Origin of the sequence: Cellulomonas sp. PhB150 (assembly GCF_003755175.1) — a bacterium.
In the GTDB taxonomy this organism is placed as follows: domain Bacteria; phylum Actinomycetota; class Actinomycetes; order Actinomycetales; family Cellulomonadaceae; genus Cellulomonas.
In genome coordinates this window covers 499,635-516,709 of sequence record NZ_RKHX01000003.1, presented here as the reverse complement: position 1 = coordinate 516,709, position 17,075 = coordinate 499,635, and the positions used below count along the sequence as shown (strand labels likewise).

Annotated in this window: 18 protein-coding genes and 2 tRNA genes; 16 read left to right on the top strand and 4 right to left on the bottom strand. The window is 70.8% G+C overall.

Features of this window, described 5'->3' with window-relative positions:
• Nucleotides 1-2: 2 nt before the first annotated feature.
• The 7 genes from gyrA (at nucleotide 3) to EDF34_RS12685 (ending at nucleotide 4,773) form a co-directional block, all read left to right on the top strand.
• Nucleotides 3-2,579 carry a DNA gyrase subunit A gene (gene gyrA, locus EDF34_RS12710; protein ID WP_123371831.1) on the top strand — a complete coding sequence of 859 codons (2,577 nt, stop codon included), beginning with the start codon at nucleotides 3-5 and terminating at the stop codon, nucleotides 2,577-2,579.
• A complete protein-coding gene (locus tag EDF34_RS12705; RefSeq protein ID WP_123371830.1) occupies nucleotides 2,576-3,649 on the top strand; it encodes a DUF3566 domain-containing protein in 1,074 nt (357 codons plus the stop codon). The genes gyrA and EDF34_RS12705 overlap by 4 nt, the downstream gene beginning before the upstream one ends.
• Before the next feature lie 82 nt (nucleotides 3,650-3,731).
• Nucleotides 3,732-3,805: transfer RNA gene (locus EDF34_RS12700), tRNA-Ile, on the top strand.
• A gap of 12 nt (nucleotides 3,806-3,817) precedes the next feature.
• The gene (locus tag EDF34_RS17885; protein ID WP_370450066.1) at nucleotides 3,818-3,949 is read left to right on the top strand and encodes a DLW-39 family protein; all 132 of its coding nucleotides are present in this window, start codon (nucleotides 3,818-3,820) and stop codon (nucleotides 3,947-3,949) included.
• 33 nt (nucleotides 3,950-3,982) lie between these two features.
• A tRNA-Ala gene (locus tag EDF34_RS12695) sits at nucleotides 3,983-4,058 on the top strand.
• Nucleotides 4,059-4,160: 102 nt separating this feature from the next.
• A complete protein-coding gene (locus EDF34_RS12690; protein ID WP_123371829.1) occupies nucleotides 4,161-4,592 on the top strand; it encodes a hypothetical protein in 432 nt (143 codons plus the stop codon).
• On the top strand, nucleotides 4,582-4,773 hold the full coding sequence (locus EDF34_RS12685) for a hypothetical protein (protein ID WP_123371828.1): 192 nt from the start codon (nucleotides 4,582-4,584) through the stop codon (nucleotides 4,771-4,773). The genes EDF34_RS12690 and EDF34_RS12685 overlap by 11 nt, the downstream gene beginning before the upstream one ends.
• A 170-nt stretch (nucleotides 4,774-4,943) precedes the next feature.
• On the opposite strand, the gene EDF34_RS12680 is transcribed toward EDF34_RS12685, so the two are convergent.
• Together EDF34_RS12680 and EDF34_RS12675 are read right to left on the bottom strand one after the other, a co-directional pair.
• On the bottom strand, nucleotides 4,944-8,165 hold the full coding sequence (locus EDF34_RS12680) for a glycoside hydrolase family 9 protein (RefSeq protein ID WP_123371944.1): 3,222 nt from the start codon (nucleotides 8,163-8,165) through the stop codon (nucleotides 4,944-4,946).
• A gap of 127 nt (nucleotides 8,166-8,292) precedes the next feature.
• Nucleotides 8,293-8,952 (bottom strand): GNAT family N-acetyltransferase, encoded by a 660-nt coding sequence (locus tag EDF34_RS12675; protein ID WP_123371827.1) that lies wholly within the window; start codon nucleotides 8,950-8,952, stop codon nucleotides 8,293-8,295.
• 83 nt (nucleotides 8,953-9,035) lie between these two features.
• Here EDF34_RS12675 and EDF34_RS12670 point away from each other — a divergent pair, with 83 nt between their 5' ends.
• From EDF34_RS12670 to EDF34_RS12660, 3 genes are read left to right on the top strand one after another with little or no spacing between them, the layout of a single operon-like run.
• On the top strand, nucleotides 9,036-9,962 hold the full coding sequence (locus EDF34_RS12670; protein ID WP_123371826.1) for an ABC transporter ATP-binding protein: 927 nt from the start codon (nucleotides 9,036-9,038) through the stop codon (nucleotides 9,960-9,962).
• Nucleotides 9,959-10,795, top strand: a complete 837-nt coding sequence (locus EDF34_RS12665; RefSeq protein ID WP_123371825.1) for an ABC transporter permease — start codon at nucleotides 9,959-9,961, stop codon at nucleotides 10,793-10,795. The genes EDF34_RS12670 and EDF34_RS12665 overlap by 4 nt, the downstream gene beginning before the upstream one ends.
• Complete coding sequence (locus EDF34_RS12660) at nucleotides 10,792-11,616, top strand: ABC transporter permease (RefSeq protein ID WP_123371824.1); 825 nt, start codon at nucleotides 10,792-10,794, stop codon at nucleotides 11,614-11,616. Before EDF34_RS12665 ends, EDF34_RS12660 begins: the two co-directional genes overlap by 4 nt.
• A gap of 66 nt (nucleotides 11,617-11,682) precedes the next feature.
• On the opposite strand, the gene EDF34_RS12655 is transcribed toward EDF34_RS12660, so the two are convergent.
• Complete coding sequence (locus tag EDF34_RS12655) at nucleotides 11,683-12,555, bottom strand: hypothetical protein (RefSeq protein ID WP_123371823.1); 873 nt, start codon at nucleotides 12,553-12,555, stop codon at nucleotides 11,683-11,685.
• A gap of 155 nt (nucleotides 12,556-12,710) precedes the next feature.
• Here EDF34_RS12655 and EDF34_RS12650 point away from each other — a divergent pair, with 155 nt between their 5' ends.
• Both EDF34_RS12650 and EDF34_RS12645 read left to right on the top strand, forming a co-directional pair.
• Nucleotides 12,711-13,250: a peptidylprolyl isomerase gene (locus tag EDF34_RS12650; RefSeq protein ID WP_123371822.1), complete on the top strand. Its 540-nt coding sequence runs from the start codon at nucleotides 12,711-12,713 to the stop codon at nucleotides 13,248-13,250.
• Between the two features lie 67 nt (nucleotides 13,251-13,317).
• Nucleotides 13,318-14,109, top strand: coding sequence for a rhomboid family intramembrane serine protease (locus EDF34_RS12645; RefSeq protein WP_233575368.1), 792 nt, complete (start codon nucleotides 13,318-13,320; stop codon nucleotides 14,107-14,109).
• A gap of 103 nt (nucleotides 14,110-14,212) precedes the next feature.
• Here EDF34_RS12645 and EDF34_RS12640 read toward each other — a convergent pair whose 3' ends face one another.
• Complete coding sequence (locus tag EDF34_RS12640; protein WP_123371821.1) at nucleotides 14,213-14,461, bottom strand: cell division protein CrgA; 249 nt, start codon at nucleotides 14,459-14,461, stop codon at nucleotides 14,213-14,215.
• A gap of 146 nt (nucleotides 14,462-14,607) precedes the next feature.
• Between EDF34_RS12640 and EDF34_RS12635 the strand changes: the two genes are divergently transcribed.
• From EDF34_RS12635 to EDF34_RS12625, 4 genes are read left to right on the top strand one after another with little or no spacing between them, the layout of a single operon-like run.
• On the top strand, nucleotides 14,608-15,441 hold the full coding sequence (locus EDF34_RS12635; protein WP_123371820.1) for a DUF881 domain-containing protein: 834 nt from the start codon (nucleotides 14,608-14,610) through the stop codon (nucleotides 15,439-15,441).
• Nucleotides 15,438-16,241 carry a class E sortase gene (locus EDF34_RS12630; protein WP_123371819.1) on the top strand — a complete coding sequence of 268 codons (804 nt, stop codon included), beginning with the start codon at nucleotides 15,438-15,440 and terminating at the stop codon, nucleotides 16,239-16,241. The genes EDF34_RS12635 and EDF34_RS12630 overlap by 4 nt, the downstream gene beginning before the upstream one ends.
• Nucleotides 16,238-16,399, top strand: coding sequence for a hypothetical protein (locus EDF34_RS17545; protein ID WP_158580775.1), 162 nt, complete (start codon nucleotides 16,238-16,240; stop codon nucleotides 16,397-16,399). Before EDF34_RS12630 ends, EDF34_RS17545 begins: the two co-directional genes overlap by 4 nt.
• A complete protein-coding gene (locus EDF34_RS12625; protein ID WP_123371818.1) occupies nucleotides 16,399-17,022 on the top strand; it encodes an aminodeoxychorismate/anthranilate synthase component II in 624 nt (207 codons plus the stop codon). Before EDF34_RS17545 ends, EDF34_RS12625 begins: the two co-directional genes overlap by 1 nt.
• The last annotated feature ends 53 nt before the right edge of the window (nucleotides 17,023-17,075 follow it).

The following is a 17,075-nucleotide window of genomic DNA, read 5'->3' as shown; positions in this document are numbered from 1 at the left end:
AAGTGACTGAGACGACTGGCCCCGACGGCATCGAGCACGGCCGCATCGACCAGGTGGACCTGCAGCTCGAGATGCAGCGGTCCTACCTGGACTACGCGATGTCCGTCATCGTCGGACGCGCCCTGCCGGACGTGCGTGACGGGCTCAAGCCCGTGCACAAGCGCGTCCTCTACGCCATGTACGACGGCGGCTACCGGCCCGACCGGCAGTTCTCCAAGTGCAGCCGCGTCGTCGGCGACGTCATGGGCAAGTTCCACCCGCACGGTGACACGGCGATCTACGACGCGCTCGTCCGCCTGGTCCAGGACTGGTCGATGCGCTACCCGCTGGTGTCCGGGCAGGGCAACTTCGGCTCCCCGGGCGACGACCCGGCCGCCGCGCCCCGGTACACCGAGTGCAAGATGGCGCCGCTGGCCATGGAGATGGTCCGGGACATCGACGAGGAGACCGTCGACTTCCAGGACAACTACGACGGCCGCACCCAGGAGCCCGTCGTCCTGCCCTCGCGCTTCCCGAACCTGCTGGTCAACGGCTCGTCGGGCATCGCCGTCGGCATGGCGACCAACATCCCGCCGCACAACCTGCGCGAGGTCGCGGCCGGCGTGCAGTGGCACCTGGCGCACCCCGAGGCGTCCAGCGAGGAGCTGCTCACCGAGCTGCTCACGCGGATCGCGGGACCCGACTTCCCCACCGGGGCGACGATCCTGGGCCACCGCGGCATCGAGGACGCGTACCGCACGGGCCGCGGCTCGATCACGATGCGCGCCGTCGTCGAGGTCGAGGAGATCCAGGGCCGGATCTGCCTCGTCGTCACCGAGCTCCCGTACCAGGTGAACCCGGACACGCTGGCGAAGAAGATCGCGGACCTGGTGCGCGAGAACCGGGTCACCGGCATCGCGGACATCCGTGACGAGACGTCGGGCCGCACGGGCCAGCGCCTGGTGATCGTGCTCAAGCGCGACGCCGTGGCCAAGGTCGTGCTGAACAACCTCTACAAGCACACGCAGCTGCAGGACACGTTCGGCGCCAACATGCTCGCGCTCGTCGACGGGGTGCCGCGCACGCTGTCGATCGACGCCTTCGTCCGGCACTGGACCGCCCACCAGCTCGAGGTCATCCAGCGCCGCACCCGCTTCCGCCTGCGCAAGGCCGAGGAAGCGATCCACATCTTCCGTGGGTACCTGAAGGCGCTCGACGCGCTCGACGAGGTCATCGCGCTGATCCGCCGGTCGCCCGACGTCGACGAGGCCCGCGCCGGCCTGATCGCCCTGCTCGACATCGACGAGGTCCAGGCCAACGCGATCCTGGCGCTGCAGCTGCGCCGGCTCGCGGCCCTCGAGCGCGACAAGATCATGCGCGACCACGCCGAGCTCGAGGAGAAGATCACCGAGCTCAACGCGATCCTCGCCTCCGAGCAGCGGCAGCGGGACATCGTCTCGACCGAGCTCGAGGAGATCGTCGACAAATACGGCGACGAGCGCCGCACCAGGATCCTGCCCTTCGACGGCGAGGTCTCGATCGAGGATCTCATCGCCGAGGAGGAGATGGTCGTCACGATCACCCGCGGCGGCTACGCCAAGCGGACCCGGTCGGACAACTACCGCGCGCAGCGTCGTGGCGGCAAGGGCGTGCGTGGCGCGCAGCTGCGCGAGGACGACCTCGTCGACCACTTCTTCGTCACGACGACGCACCACTGGCTGCTGTTCTTCACGAACCTGGGCCGCGTCTACCGCGCCAAGGCGTACGAGCTGCCCGAGGGCGGCCGTGACGCGAAGGGCCAGCACGTCGCGAACCTGCTCGCGTTCCAGCCGGGCGAGAAGATCGCCCAGGTCCTCGACATCCGCGACTACGAGCAGGCCGAGCACCTGGTGCTCGCGACCAAGCGCGGCCTGGTGAAGAAGACGCGCCTGGCGGAGTACGACTCCAACCGGTCCGGCGGCGTCATCGCGATCAACCTGCGCGAGGACGACGAGGGCCGCGCGGACGAGCTCGTCTCGGCGCGACTCGTCGACTCCGACCAGGACCTCGTGCTCGTCTCGCGCAAGGGGCAGTCGGTGCGGTTCACCGCGTCCGACGAGGCGCTGCGCCCGATGGGCCGCGCCACGTCCGGGGTCACGGGCATGCGGTTCCGCGGGGACGACGAGCTGCTCGCGGCGGACGTCGTGCGCGAGGGCTCGTTCCTGTTCACCGTGACGCAGGGTGGCATCGCCAAGCGCACCGAGCTGTCGATCGACAACTACGCGGTCAAGGGCCGCGGCATCCTCGGCGTCCGGGTGGCGAACCTGCCCGAGGCGAACGGCGACCTCGTGGGAGCCCTCGTCGTGGACGTCGACGACGAGGTCCTGGTGATCATGGAGCGCGGAAAGATCGTGCGCTCGGCGGTCTCCGAGGTCAACGCGACCGGTCGCACGACGCAGGGTGTCATCTTCGCGAAGCCCGACAACGGCGACCGGATCATCGCTGTGGCGCGCAACACTGAGCGACACCTGGCAGACGATGCAGGTACCGTGGGCGACACTGCCGGGACAGATCCGGCACCTGAGACCACCGACGCCGACCCGTCTGCGGAGGATGCATGACCGACTCCACGCCACCGTCGATCCCCCCTCGCCAGCGACCCACCCCGCCGACCACCTCCGGGCGGTCGACGACGTCGTCGCGCGCGAACCCGACGAGCGCGTGGACCGTCACCCCCGTCGAGGCCGGTGCTCCGGCCACCTCGGGACGGTCGACGACCTCGTCGGCCACGTCGAGCGCGAGCACGAGCACCGACGAGACGACGCGCACGGTCACCAAGGCCGCGTCGAACGGCTCGAGCTCCTCGAGCGACCGCGCCAAGCCGCCCGTGCGCTCGTCGTCGAAGGCGCCCGTCGAGACCAAGCCGTCGGAGCCCAGGGCCGCAGAGTCCAAGCCTGCTCAGCCCAACGCGGCAGAGTCGAAGCCGGCGGGTCCGAAGCCCGAGCGCAAGCCGGCCGAGGCGAAGGTCGCCGAGCGCGAGCCGCGCGGCGACGACGGTTCCCTGGACGACGACGAGGACCAGCCCTCCCCCCTGATGGTGGCGGTCGACTCGACCACCTCCTGGCTCAAGAAGGTCGCGGCGTCCACCTCCGCCGCGATCACCACGGCCGCCCGGCCCCGTCCCGAGGACACGCCCATGACCAGCATCCCGGTCGCGACCCCGCCTGCCACCGCGGGCGCCCCTCGCCCGGTCGCCGGCGCGAACCCCGCGGGAGCCGCAGCCCGTCCCAGCACGGGCCGTATCCCCACCGTCCAGTCGAGCTCGGGTCCGCGGCGCGTGCGTCTGGCGATCTCCCGGCTCGACCCCTGGTCGGTCATGAAGCTGTCGTTCCTGCTCTCCGTGGCGATCGGCATCATGCTCGTCGTCGGCGTGGCCGTCGGCTGGTTCACGCTCAACGAGCTGCACGTCTTCACCAAGGTCGACGACCTGGTCACGCAGGTGACGGGCCAGGAGGCCGGCGGGCCGGACATCCTGCAGTACGTCGAGTTCCAGAAGGTCATCTCCGCGGCGACGCTGCTCGCGGTCGTCGACGTCTTCCTGCTGACCGCGCTGTCGACGATCGGCGCGTTCCTCTACAACATCGTGGCGGCGCTCGTCGGCGGCGTGCACGTGACGATGACGGACGAGTGACCAGCGTCTCCTGACCTGCTGAACCGCCGGTTTGGGTGCTGCCCTGCCGCTGGGGTAGTCTCGACCGGCGCGCAGCGCACTCGGGCCTATAGCTCAGACGGTTAGAGCGCTTCCCTGATAAGGAAGAGGTCACAGGTTCAAGTCCTGTTAGGCCCACTCCCGACTCCCGTGGGGGACACGTTGAAGAAGATCCTGCTCCTGGCAGCCGTGGCTGCCGCCGGATACGTCGTGTACACCAAGTTCATCCAGGACCGCGACGAGCGGGACCTGTGGGCAGAGGTCACCGACACCTTCGAGTGACCCGCTCGGGCCCTGTGCCCGCGGGAGCGCCTCGGGGCCATGGCGCAATTGGTAGCGCACCTGCTTTGCAAGCAGGGGGTTAGGGGTTCGAGTCCCCTTGGCTCCACCAACCGGCTTCACGAAGACCCCCGACCAGAGCCCTGGTCGGGGGTCTTCGTCGCCCTGTGCGCGGAGCGGGACGTCAGTGGTGGCCCGCTGCTAGCGTCCGACCATGATGCGACTGGCGCCAGATCCGGGGTCTGCTCCGCCCGAGCTCTGGACCGACGACTGGTGGTCGACGTTCCTCACCTCTCCCGCGGTTGCGGGATTTGCTGCTCTGCTGGCCGCGGTGATCGGCATCTACGTCGCGCGCGGACGAGCGCGTACGGACAGTGACCTGGCTCGGGACCAGCGCACCGAGTCGCAGCGTGCGGCGCTCGACGCTCGACGGGCCGCCGTCGACGACGCGCGCGCCGCACGGTGGTGGCAGATGTACCAGTGGACCCTGGACCGCATCGACGTGCTCGACCCCGATCGCGTGCAGATCCTCCTCGAGGCGCTCGAGAAGCAAGCTCCCGGGGATCCCGAGCGGGCGCTAGTCTCGGTAGCAGGAGACCTGCTCGTGTCGCCGGGAGCGGAGGATGGTGAGACCGATGGCGGATGAACGCATCATCTACGTCGACGCCAAGACCGGGATGACGCTCGGCGTGCAGGCGAAGCGGAAGCCGCTGACTCCCGCCCAGATCGCCCGCGTGCGCCGCATGCAGAGTCGCATCGACACCGACCTGGCTCTCAAGTACGACGTCGAGCTGCCCGCCTCGTCGCGCCGCGTTCAGGCGGACTGACGCCGCGGTTCGTCCACGGGGATGTCCACCGGTGTGGATTCCGCCGCGCGGACGATCGTGCCATTCCCGTGCCTGTTGATGACGTCCCCGGCGGCTCGTGCTGACGGCCGAGCCCGGGCCGCCGCGCCCTGACAGGGAGCGCGGCGACCCGGGCCCGGGTTCGTCCGAGGTCAGCTCACCGCGCAGGCGACCCCGTTGACCGTGATGCTCGTCGGGCGCGTGTTCGTGCCCGTGTGCGAGGCGTTGAACCCGACCTCGGTGCTCGCGCCCGGCGTGAGCGTGCCGTTCCAGCCGAGGTCGGCGCCCGTGAGGACCGCACCCGTCTGGGACCAGGTCGCGCTCCAGCCCTGCTGCAGGACCTGACCGGCCGGGAAGGTGATCGCGACCTTCCACCCGTTGATCACCGAGCTGCTCGTGTTGGTGATCTTGACCGTGCCGGTGAACCCGACGTTCCAGTCGTTGGTGGAGTACTTCACCGCGCAGCCGCCCGTCGGTGCCGTCGGCAGCGTGGTGAAGGTGATCGCGGTGCTGCTCGCCGAGACGTTGCCGGCCGTGTCCTTGGCGCGGACGACGTAGCTGTACGCGGTGCCGGCGGTCAGGCCGGTGAGCGTGGTGGTCGCGGTGGTCGGTGAGGCGACGAGGGTCGTCGTCGTCCCGTTGACGCGCAGCACGTCGTAGCCCGCCAGTCCGCTTCCGCCGGTGTCGGTGGAGGCGGTCCAGGACAGGGTCGCGCCGGTCTGCGTGATCGCCGAGGCCGTGCCGCCGCCCGGCACGGACGGTGCCGTGGTGTCCGGGACGGTGACGGGCGCCGTGGTGAAGGTGACCGGCGTGCTCGACGCCGAGACGTTCCCCGCGCCGTCCTTGGCCCGCACGGCGTAGGTGTACGCGGTGCCGGCGGTGAGGCCGGACAGCGCCGCGGTGGCCGTGGTCGACGAGGCGACGACGGTGCTCGTCGTGCCGGCGACCCGCAGGATCTCGTAGCCGACGAGACCGCTGCCGCCAGTGTCGGTCGAGGCGGTCCAGGTCAGGGTCGCCCCGGTCTGGGTGACTCCTGATGCGGTGATACCGGCCGGGACCGACGGAGCCGTCGTGTCCGGGACCGTGGCGGGCAGCGTGGTGAAGGTGATCGCGGTGCTGCTCGCGGAGACGTTGCCGGCCGTGTCCTTGGCGCGGACGACGTAGCTGTACGCGGTGCCGGCGGTCAGGCCGGTGAGCGTGGTGGTCGCGGTGGTCGGCGAGGCGACGAGCGTGGTCGTCGTCCCGTTGACGCGCAGCACGTCGTAGCCCGCCAGTCCGCTTCCGCCGGTGTCGGTGGAGGCGGTCCAGGACAGGGTCGCGCCGGTCTGCGTCACGGCCGAGGCCGCGCCGCCCGCCGGGACGGACGGCGCCGTGGTGTCGGGCGTCGGCGGGACGGTCGTCGGCTCGGTGCCCCAGATGAGCTTGCCGCCGTCGTAGAGCGTGATCGCCTTCGTCTTGACCAGCGCCGTGCCGTCGAGGCCGGCGAACGACGGGTCGTTCGCCGCGTTCCACGTGGAACCACCGGTCACCCGGAACTGGATCTCACGCCGGTGCTGCGACTGGCCGCCCGGGTAGATGTTCTGCCCGATGCAGCTGACCTCGACGTAGTACAGGCTGCCGCCCGCGGACACGGGCTTGCCGGTCTGCGGCCCGCACTCGCTGTAGTTGGCCGAGAACGCCAGGTTGGCCGCCGAGTCACCGGAGTCGAGCGTGAACCAGTAGCGCAGCGTGCCGTTCTTCAGCGACCGGGCCGGGAACGCCGACTGGTTGCGGATCATGGCCTTGATCTCGGTGAAGTTCGACGTGGCCGGCTGGTTGAGCTTGGCCTCCACGAAGATCTCGTCGCCGTCGGGCTTCTCCGCGACGGGGAAGTTCGTCAGCGCCGTGCCGCCGTACTCCTGGACCAGTCGCGCCAGCGCGCTCGAGAAGCCGGCGTTGTAGTCGGTGGCGACCTCGTTGGACACGTAGTCGGAACGGCTGTCCGTGTACGCGTCGTTCGCCCCGCTGGGTCCGCCGACGAGCGCGCCGTACAGGACGTGGCGCGTCGCGACCGGGTCGGTCAGCGAGTCCAACCACGAGCCGTGCGCCGTGCGGTGGTGGGGGTTCTGCGGGGCGTTGGTCCCGAAGCCGACGACGTAGCTCGACTTGCGGGGGTTGTCGCCGAGCGCGTAGTTGATCTGGCGCACGCCGAAGTCGTGGTACCTGGCCTTGCGCGTCGCGTCGGTGAGCCAGTCGGAGTACACGAGGGCCACGAACGAGGTGTTCGCGGCGTAGCGCAGCGACCCCCAGCTGTCGAGGACCGCCTCACCGCCGGGCGAGTACGGCACGCGCTGCCCGTTCACGCCGACCGTCCAGTAGTCGAGCCAGCGGTTCGCGTCGTCGATGTACTTCTGCTTGCCGGTCTCCATGGCGAGCAGCGCGTACGTCGCGTACGTTTTGTCGTCCCAGGCCACGGTCCACTTGTAGGAGTGCGTGGTCGTCTGGTTCTCCACCGACAGGCCGTCGTACGCGGCCTCGGCCTTGGCCAGGTAGGACGCGTCGCCGGTCGCCTTGTAGAGCCAGTAGGCGCCCCAGACGAGCTCGTCCTGGTAGCCCGACCACGACTTGTAGTAGGCCGCGGCGGCCGTGACGCAGTCGGAGTACTTGCCGCGGTAGGTGTCCGCGAAGCTGTAGAGCTGCTTGGCGTTCGTCAGCAGCTTGGCCGAGTAGGCCGGGTCATCGGTCTTGAAGAGGATCGAGGCGGTGGCCATCGACGCGGCGGTCTCGCCGGCCACGTCCGAGCCGGGGCAGGACGGGTCGATCTTGTACGACGGGCGCGCCATCGTCATGACCTCGGCCGGGCCCCACCACTTGTGGTCGGCCTCGCCGTCGCCCACCTGCACGTACAGCTCGTTGGGAGCGGTGTGCGCCTTGAGGAAGTAGTCGTTGACGTGCCGCAGGCTCGACTTGAGCTCGTCGAGCTGGCCCGACTTCGTGTAGCCCTGCGGGCTGGCGATCGCGCCCCACGCGAGCATCGTCGACGTGAAGGCCATCGGCAGGCCGAACTTCACGTGGTCGCCGGCGTCGTACCAGCCGCCCGTGAGGTCCTTGCCGACGTCGGCACCGTCGGTCATCCCCGAGTCCGCGCGCCAGCTCACGCGGAAGTCGTCGGGCAGGTCGCCCGAGCGCTGCGCGTCGTAGAAGAACATCGACTTCTGCAGCGCCTCGGCGTAGTTGAAGGCGGGGTCGGCGGCGGTCGCGGCGGTCGCGAGCGGCGCGGCGAGCATGCCGGCCGCGAGGGCGAGGGTGGCGCTGACGGCGACGGCCGCGCGGCGGCCGCGCGGCCGCGGTGGGTCGGCGGGCCCGGACAGGGTGCCGGGATCGAGGCGTGACATGGGGATCCCCTTCTGCGTCATCGGAGATGGGCGCGGGCACACGCCCGCTCGCGCATCGTCCAGTGAGGGCGCAGGGGGGTCAACGAGCCGAATCGATTAGGAGTCGCCGTTGGTTCCACGTGAAACGTCAGGTGATCTGCAGGAACTCCCGCACGGCGTCGAGGCCGGTGTACGAGACGTCGAGCCTCTGCTCGTCGGGACGGGCCGCCCACGCCTCGCGGGTCAGCACGTACCGGAGGTTGATCGCCGGCTGGTCCTCACGCAGCAGCACCTCGCTGCCGTTCTCGGCGTAGCCGATGCGCCGGGTGACCGCGTTCGACGCCGGGTTGTCCTGGAAGGCCCCGGTCGTCGCCCGCTCGGCGCCGAGGCCGTCGAACAGGAGGTGCAGGACCAGGAGGCGCATGCGCGTGCCGACGCCCTGGCCCTGGAACCGGCGGCCGAGCCACGAGCCCGACTCCGCCGTGCGCAGCCGGGGGTAGTGGCTGCTGCTGATCGACTGGATGCCCAGCACCTCCCCCCGCCTGAGCACGGCCAGCTCGAGCGCCCAGGCGTCGGGCGCCATGCGGGACCGCGTGCCCCAGTGGTAGGCGAGCACCGAGCGCGCCACCTCGGTGGGTGTCCCGCGCGTCCACGGGAAGAAGAACGGCATCGCGTCGGGCGCGTGCACGCCCGCGGCGGCGAGCTCGGCGAGGGCGACCAGGAGGGCGTCGTCGGCGTAGCGCAGCTCGAGGTCCTCGCAGGTCAGCGCGAGACCGGCGGGTGGCCAGAGGTCGGCGAGCGTCGTCATCTCTGCAGGCTGCTCGACACCGGTTCACGGGTCAAACCGATTCTGCTCGTCGCGTGTGGGGGGCACCGCATAGGTTGTCCGGCGTGAGTGCTCCCGTCATCGCCGCCCAGGGTCTGACCAAGACGTTCGGTGACCTGACCGCCGTCGCCGGCATCGACTTCGAGGTGCCGCCGGGCGAGTCGTTCGGCCTGCTCGGTCCCAACGGAGCCGGCAAGTCGACGACGATGCGCATGGTCGGTGCGGTGTCGTCGCGCACCTCCGGGTCGCTGACCGTGCTCGGTCTCGACCCCGAGACGCACGGGCCGGAGATCCGCTCGCAGCTGGGCGTGGTCCCGCAGGACGACAACCTCGACACCGAGCTGCGCGTGCGCGACAACCTCATCGTCTACGGCCGGTACTTCGGCCTGCCGCGCCGCACGTGCGCCACGCGGGCCGACGAGCTGCTGGCCTTCGCCCAGCTCGAGGACAAGGCCCGGGCCAAGGTCGACGACCTCTCGGGCGGCATGAAGCGCCGGCTCACGATCGCGCGGGCGCTGATCAACGAGCCGCGCATCCTCATGCTCGACGAGCCGACGACCGGCCTCGACCCCCAGGCCCGCCACGTGCTGTGGGACCGGCTGTTCCGGCTCAAGGAGCGCGGCACCACGCTCGTGCTCACCACGCACTACATGGACGAGGCCGAGCAGCTCTGCGACCGCCTCGTCGTCGTCGACCACGGCCGGATCATGGCCGAGGGCAGCCCGGCGTCCCTGATCCGCGAGTACTCGACCCGCGAGGTCGTCGAGCTGCGGTTCGGCTCGGACCACAACGCGTCCGCAGCCGCGCAGCTGGAGGGTGCCGCGCAGCGCGTCGAGGTCCTCCCCGACCGCGTCCTGCTCTACACCGACGACGGCGAGGGCCTGCTCGAGCGCGTCGCGCACCTGGGTCTGCACCCGACGACGAGCCTCGTGCGCCGGTCGAGCCTCGAGGACGTGTTCCTGCGCCTGACCGGGCGGAGCCTCATCGAATGACCGTCGTCGAGCCCATGACCGAGGCCGCGATCCGGGGCGCCGAGCGGCCCCGGCGGTTCGGCGCGCTCTACATCGCCGAGCACCAGCTGCGCGCCATGCGGGCGTACGGCTGGACCATCGTCGTGACCGCCGTGGGGTCGCCGCTCGTCTACCTGCTCGGCATCGGGCTCGGGCTGGCCGCGTTCATCGACGAGCCGGTCGCGAGCGGGACGGCCGGGCCGGTCGACTACGTGTGGTTCGTCGCGCCCGCGCTGCTGGCCACCGCCGCCGTGGGCGTCGCGCTCGACGAGTTCACCTACGTGGTGATGGCGGGGTTCAAGTGGCGCCGGATCTTCTGGGGCATGAACGCCTCACCGGTCTCCCCCGAGCAGATCTGCACGGGCCTGGTCCTGTCGGTCGGCGCCCGCATCCTGTTCACCACGACCGCGTACTACGCGCTGATGCTCGCGTTCGGAGCGGTGGGAAACCCCTGGGCCGGCCTCGCGATGCCGTTCGTCGGGCTGCTCGCCGGCCTCGCGTTCGGGCTCCCGCTGCTCGCCTACTCGGCCAGCCTGAAGGACGACGGCGGGCAGTTCGCGGTGGTGCAGCGGTTCATCTTCACGCCGCTGTTCCTCTTCTCCGGCACCTTCTACCCGCTCGACAGCGTCCCGACCTGGCTCCAGTGGATCGGGTGGGTCTCCCCGCTCTGGCACGCGAGCGAGCTCGGGCGTGACCTGTCCTACGGCACGAGCGGCGGCTGGCCGTGGTGGACCCACCTCGCGGTGCTCCTGGCGATGGCCGGGGTCGGCTGGGTCCTCGCCCGCCGCACGTTCGTCGGGAGGCTGCGCGGGTGAGCATCGTCGAGAAGGCCGTCAACGCGCGCTCCGGCGGTGGGGTGCGCGCGCTGTACTCGGGCAACGCCCGGATCGTCGTCGCGCGCGGGCTGCTCGCCACCAAGAGCACCAACTGGGTCGTCGTGTTCTCCGGGTTCTTCGAGCCCGTGTTCTACCTGCTCGCGATGGGCTGGGGGCTCGGGCAGTTCATCGGCGACGTCACGCTGCCGTCCGGGACCGTGATCTCCTACGCGGCGTTCATCGCGCCCGGCCTGCTGGCGGTCTCCGCCATGAACGGCGCGGTCTACGACTCGACGTGGAACGTGTTCTTCAAGATGCACTTCGGCAAGCTCTACGACTCGATGCTCTCGACGTCGATGGGGCCGCTCGACGTGGCGCTCGGCGAGATCCTCTACGCGCTGCTGCGCGGCGGCGTCTACGCGATCGGGTTCCTCACCGTGATGCAGGTCCTGGGGCTCAACCTGTCGTGGACGGCAGCCCTGGCGATCCCCGCCGTGCTCCTCGTGGCGTTCGGGTTCGCGAGCGTGGGCATGGCGATCACCAGCTACATGAAGACCTTCCAGCAGATGGACTGGATCAACATCGTCATGCTGCCGATGTTCCTGTTCTCCGCCACGTTCTACCCGCTCAGCGTCTACGCCGAGCCGATCCAGTGGCTCATCATGGCGCTGCCGCTGTGGCACGCGGTCGAGCTGGTCCGCTCGTTGACCACCGGCGACCTCACGGGCTCGCTGGCGATCCACGTGGCCTACTTCGTCGCGATGATCACGCTCGGGCTGTCGTTCACCACGGTCCGGCTGCGCGCGCTCTTCCTCGACTGACGCGCAGCCGACGAGGCCGCGGCCTCCCCGGAGGGTGGTCGCGGCCTCGTCGGTCGAGCGGTGGGACTACGCCTCGGCGTCGCCCGACTCGGTGGGCTTCTTCGGTGCGGCGCGGCGGGTGACCTTCTTGGCGGTCTCCGCGGCGGCGTCGGTCGCCTCGCTGATCTTCTCCGCGGCGACGTCCTTGACCTCGGTGACCTTCTCGCCGAGGTGCTCGGCTGCGGCCGAGACGGAGTCGGCGGCCTTGCGGGTCGCCTCGCGGCCCTTGGCGACGGCGCTGCCGGCGGCCTCACCGATCGAGTCCGCGGCGTTGCCGAGGTCCGACTTGGTGCTCGCCGAGCCGAACGTGTCGGTCGGCTCCCACGGCTCGGCCCACGGGTCGACCGTCGTCTGCGACCGGCGCCACGCGGCGAACGCCGCGCCGAGCCCGAGCAGGCCGATGACCAGCACGAACACCTTGCCACCGCGGTGCTTCTTGCCCGCCTTGGCAGCCGCTGCCGCCGCGACGGCGGCTGATCCGGCGTTCGCCTTGTCGGCAGCGGCGTCCGCGGCCTTCTCGACCGCCGCACCCGCACGAGTGGCGGCGTCGTTCATCGCCTGGATGAGGCGCGGCAGCACGTCGTCGACCAGCTTGTCGTGCGCGGTGTCGATGGCGGGGCTCGCCTTCTCGGCTGCCGTCTGCACCTTGGGGGCGGCGACCTTCACGCTCTCCTTGTAGAGGTGCTCGACGCGGGGGACGAGCCAGTCCACGAAGGCTTCGACCTTCGGCGTCGTCCACTCCTTGGCGCTCTCGGCGGCGTCCTGCGCCTTGCCGGCGGCCTGCTTCGCGCCGGCGGCGGCCGACGTGGCGGCGTCGCTGAGGGTCGAGCTCAGGTCGGCAGCCTGTTCCTTGATCTTGTCCGTGTCCACGTCGATCTTCGGGTGGCGGGTGAAGGGCATGTCTACTCCCTGGTCAGTCGGCTGCACTGACTGCCCACTCTGCCATCTAGTGGGTCGGCGCGCAGGGGGGAATCCGCGAGAACGAGGGCACCGCCACACAACCTGCACTCACGGGCGCGGGCGGTGCCCGACAGGTGCGTGACAGACTGGGCGCCATGTTTGCGACCCTGCACACGTCCGCCGGAGACATCCGGATCGAGCTCTACCCCCACCACGCGCCGACGACCGTCGAGAACTTCGTCGGCCTCGCCACGGGCACCAAGCCGTGGAGCGACCCCCAGACGGGCGAGGACCGCACGGACCCGCTCTACAACGGCGTCGTCTTCCACCGCGTGATCCCCGACTTCATGATCCAGGGCGGCGACCCGCTGGGCACCGGCCGCGGCGGCCCGGGCTACCGGTTCGACGACGAGATCCACCCCGAGCTGCGCTTCGACCAGCCCTACCTGCTGGCCATGGCCAACGCGGGCAAGCAGCTGGACCCGGTCACCGGCAAGCCCGGCGGCACCAACGGCTCGCAGTTCTTCATCTCGGTCGCCCCGACCGAGTGGCTCACGGGCAAGCACACGATCTTCGGCAAGGTGGCCGACGACGAGAGCCGCGCCGTGGTCGACGCGATCGCGTCGGTGCGCACCCGCCCGGGTGACCGCCCGGTCGACGACATCACCATCGAGTCCATCGACATCGAGGACTGACATCTCCGAGGAGCTCGCCGCGAGCCGGCCGGCCGCACCTCCGGTGTGCCCGCGACACCCCGACCGGGTGTCGTACGTGCGCTGCCAGAGGTGCGGCCGGCCGGTCTGCGCCGACTGCCAGCGGCCGGCGCCGGTCGGTGTGCAGTGCCCCGACTGCGTCGCCGAGGCCGCCGCGGCGGTGCCCGCCAAGCGCACGACGCTCGGTGGCCAGCTCCGGCAGGGCCCGCCCGTCGTCACGCTGACGTTCGTCGGGCTGTGCGTGGCGAGCTACGTGATCGGGCTGGTCAACCCCGCGTGGGTCGACGAGCTCGCGTTCAACCCCCTGCTCGGCCAGGCCGAGCCGTACCGGTTCCTCACCGCCGCGTTCCTGCACGCCTCGACGATCCACATCGCGTCCAACCTGATCGCGCTGTGGTTCATCGGCCCCTACCTCGAGCAGGCGCTCGGGCGGGCGCGGTTCGCCACGCTCTACCTGCTGTCCGCCGTGGGCGGCCAGGTCGGCGTCGTGCTCCTCGCGGGGCCGACCCACAGCTGGAGCACCTGGGTGGTCGGGGCGTCCGGGGCCGTGTTCGGGCTGTTCGGCGCCATCTTCTTCGTCATGCGCCGGCTCGGCGGGAACGCCTCGGGGATCATCGGCGTGATCGTGCTCAACGTGGTGATCGGCTTCGTCGTGCCCGGCATCGCGTGGCAGGCGCACGCGGGTGGGCTCGTCGTCGGTGCGCTGCTGGGCGCCGCGTACGCGTTCGCACCGCCCGCGCGTCGACGGCTCGTCGCCGTGGCGGCGCCCGTCGCCCTCGTCGTCGTGATGGTCGTGGCCGTGAAGCTCGTCTACGCGAGCGTCAACATCGTCTTCCTGTAGGTCGCGGGGCCGTCCACAGCGGGACTCACACCTGTGGAACTACACCGGTGTAGTTATCCACACTGTGCGTAAGTCCTGTGGACGGACCCGCGAAACCTGTGGGCTAGCGCCAGCGGGTCGTCATGCCGAAACCGGCGACGATGAGCACGCCACCGATCGCCAGGTTCCACGACCCGAGCGACGGGATCGGGTACTGGGACTGCGACAGGTACGTCACGACGATCCACGCCAGGCCGACGAGCATGAGCCCGAGCATGACCGGCACGAACCACGGCGGGTTGACCTTGGGACCGGCCGACTTGGTGGGCGGCGGGATGTACGCGGCCTTCTTGCGGGACCTCGACTCGGGCACGTCCGGTAGCTCCTGTCCGACGGCGGCCGCTCCGCGCTCGTCGCGGGTTGACCGTGGGGCATGGTGGTGGCGCGAGCGCACCTTCGCGCGCGAACCATGGCCTAGCGTAGTGCGCGGGAACAACCGCCTGAGCACCCGGAGACTTCGTGAGCGACCACCCGCACCGCGCGCGGCGTTCCGTGGCGCGCGGAACGGTCTCCGTGGCGGTCGTGCTCGCGCTGTCCGGCGCGCTGTTCGCCGCCAACGCGAAGTTCGCCCAGGCCTCCGGCGGGGACCGGCACCCGCAGGACCTCGACGACCTCGCCCGGGTCGAGCTCGGCCGCGTGGACTCCCTGACCAGCGAGGTCGATGCGCTGCACACGGACGTCGATGCGCTGGCCGCATCCGCGAACGAGGCCACCGGGACGACGGTCGGCACGCCGTCCGCCGGGTACCTGATCGAGTCCGGTTCGACCGAGGTCACCGGTCCGGGCCTGACCGTCCGGCTCGACGACGCACCGTCCGACTCCCCGCGCCGGGACGACATCGCCCCCGACGTGCTCGTCGTGCACCAGCAGGACCTGCAGTCCGTGATGAACGCGCTGTGGGCCGGCGGCGCCGAGGCGATGGCGCTCATGGACCAGCGCGTGATCTCGACGAGCGCCTTCCGTTGCGTGGGCAACGTGCTCCGGCTGCACGGCCTGCTCTACTCCCCGCCGTACGAGGTCCGCGCGATCGGCGACCCGGACGCCCTGCGGGCCGCGCTCGACGCGGACCCCATGGTCGACGCCTACCAGCGCGACGCGTCGGAGGTCGGGCTCGGCTGGGACGTCTCGTCGGGCTCGCTCGACCTGCCCGCCTACGCCGGCGCGACCGAGCTGACGTCGGCGTCCGTCCCGAAGGGCACGCCGATCCTGCCCGGGCTGCCCGCCGCCGGTGACCCGTCGCCCGCACTCGACGCACCGGCGACGACCAGCACGCCAGACGAGCGCACCCGATGACCGAGACCCCCGCCCGGCCGAGGCGGCAGTCGTCGCGGGGTGCCCGCATCGCCTACGGCGTCGTCGGCGTGGTCGGTGAGCTCCTCATCACGCTCGGCGTCCTGCTCTTCGGCTTCCTCGTCTGGCAGCTGTGGTGGACCGACGTGCAGGGCAACCGCGCGCAGGCGGAGGTCGTGCGCGAGCTCGTGCGCGAGACCCCGCCCGCACCCACGGCCGGGGCGACCGACTCCGTGAAGATCGCCGAGCCGCGCCACGACGCCCCGCCGGTCCTCGAGGAGCAGTCGCACGCGACGACGTTCGCGACCATGCAGGTGCCGCGGTGGGACGGCGAGCCCGAGCGGCCGATCAGCGAGGGCACCGACCGAGCCACGGTGCTCGACGTCCTGGGTGTGGGCCACTACGAGGGCACGGCGATGCCCGGCGACGTCGGCAACTTCGCCGTGGCCGGTCACCGGACCACGTACGCCAAGCCGTTCAACCGCGTCGCCGAGCTCAAGAAGGGCGACCCCGTCGTCGTGCGGACCTCCACGCTCGACGGCAGCGCGGGCACCGACACCTGGTACGTCTACCGGGTGGTCTCCACGCAGATCGTCGCGCCGACCGACGTGCAGGTCATCGCACCGGTCCCCAACGAGCCGGACGAGCAGCCGACGAAGCGCATGATGACCATGACGACCTGCCACCCGATGTTCTCCGCGCGCGAGCGCTACATCGTGCACCTCGAGCTCGACTACTGGGCCCCGGTCTCGAGCGGGACCCCGGCCGAGCTCGTCGGGTCGACGACCGCGAAGGGGCGATGATGTACGGATGGTTGTGGCGGCACCTGCCGGGGCCGACCCTCGTGCGGGTGCTGATCTCGCTCGTGCTGCTCGCCGCGGTCGTCGCGGCGTGCTTCGCCTGGCTCTACCCTGCAATCGCCCCGCACATGCCCTTCAACGAGACCACGGTGGGTGAGTGATGACCCGGATCCTCGTGATCGACAACTACGACTCGTTCGTCTACACGATCGTCGGCTACCTGGACCAGCTGGGTGCCGAGACGGTCGTGGTCCGCAACGACGCCGTGCCCCCGCTCGAGGAGCGCGCCGAGTACGACGGCATCCTCGTCTCGCCCGGGCCCGGCACGCCGGCAGAGGCGGGCGCGAGCATGGACGTCATCCGCGACTGCGCCGCGACCGGGACGCCGATGCTCGGCGTCTGCCTGGGCCACCAGGCGCTCGGCGAGGTGTTCGGCGGCACCGTGACGCACGCACCCGAGCTCATGCACGGCAAGACGAGCGAGGTCGCGCACGACGGCGAGGGGGTGCTGACCGGGCTCCCGACGCCGTTCACCGCGACGCGTTACCACTCGCTCGCGGTCGTCGACGGGACGGTGTCCGACGAGCTCGAGGTCACCGCGACCGCGAACGGCATCATCATGGGCCTGCAGCACCGGACGCTGCCGCTGCACGGCGTCCAGTTCCACCCCGAGTCCGTGCTGACCGAGGGTGGGCACCGCCTGCTCGCGAACTGGCTCGAGATCTGCGGGTCGACCGACGCCGTGACCCGCTCGGAGGGGCTGCACCCGCTCGTCCGGCTCTGACGCAGGACCGATCTGGACGCACGAAGGGCCGGTGACCGCGAGGTCACCGGCCC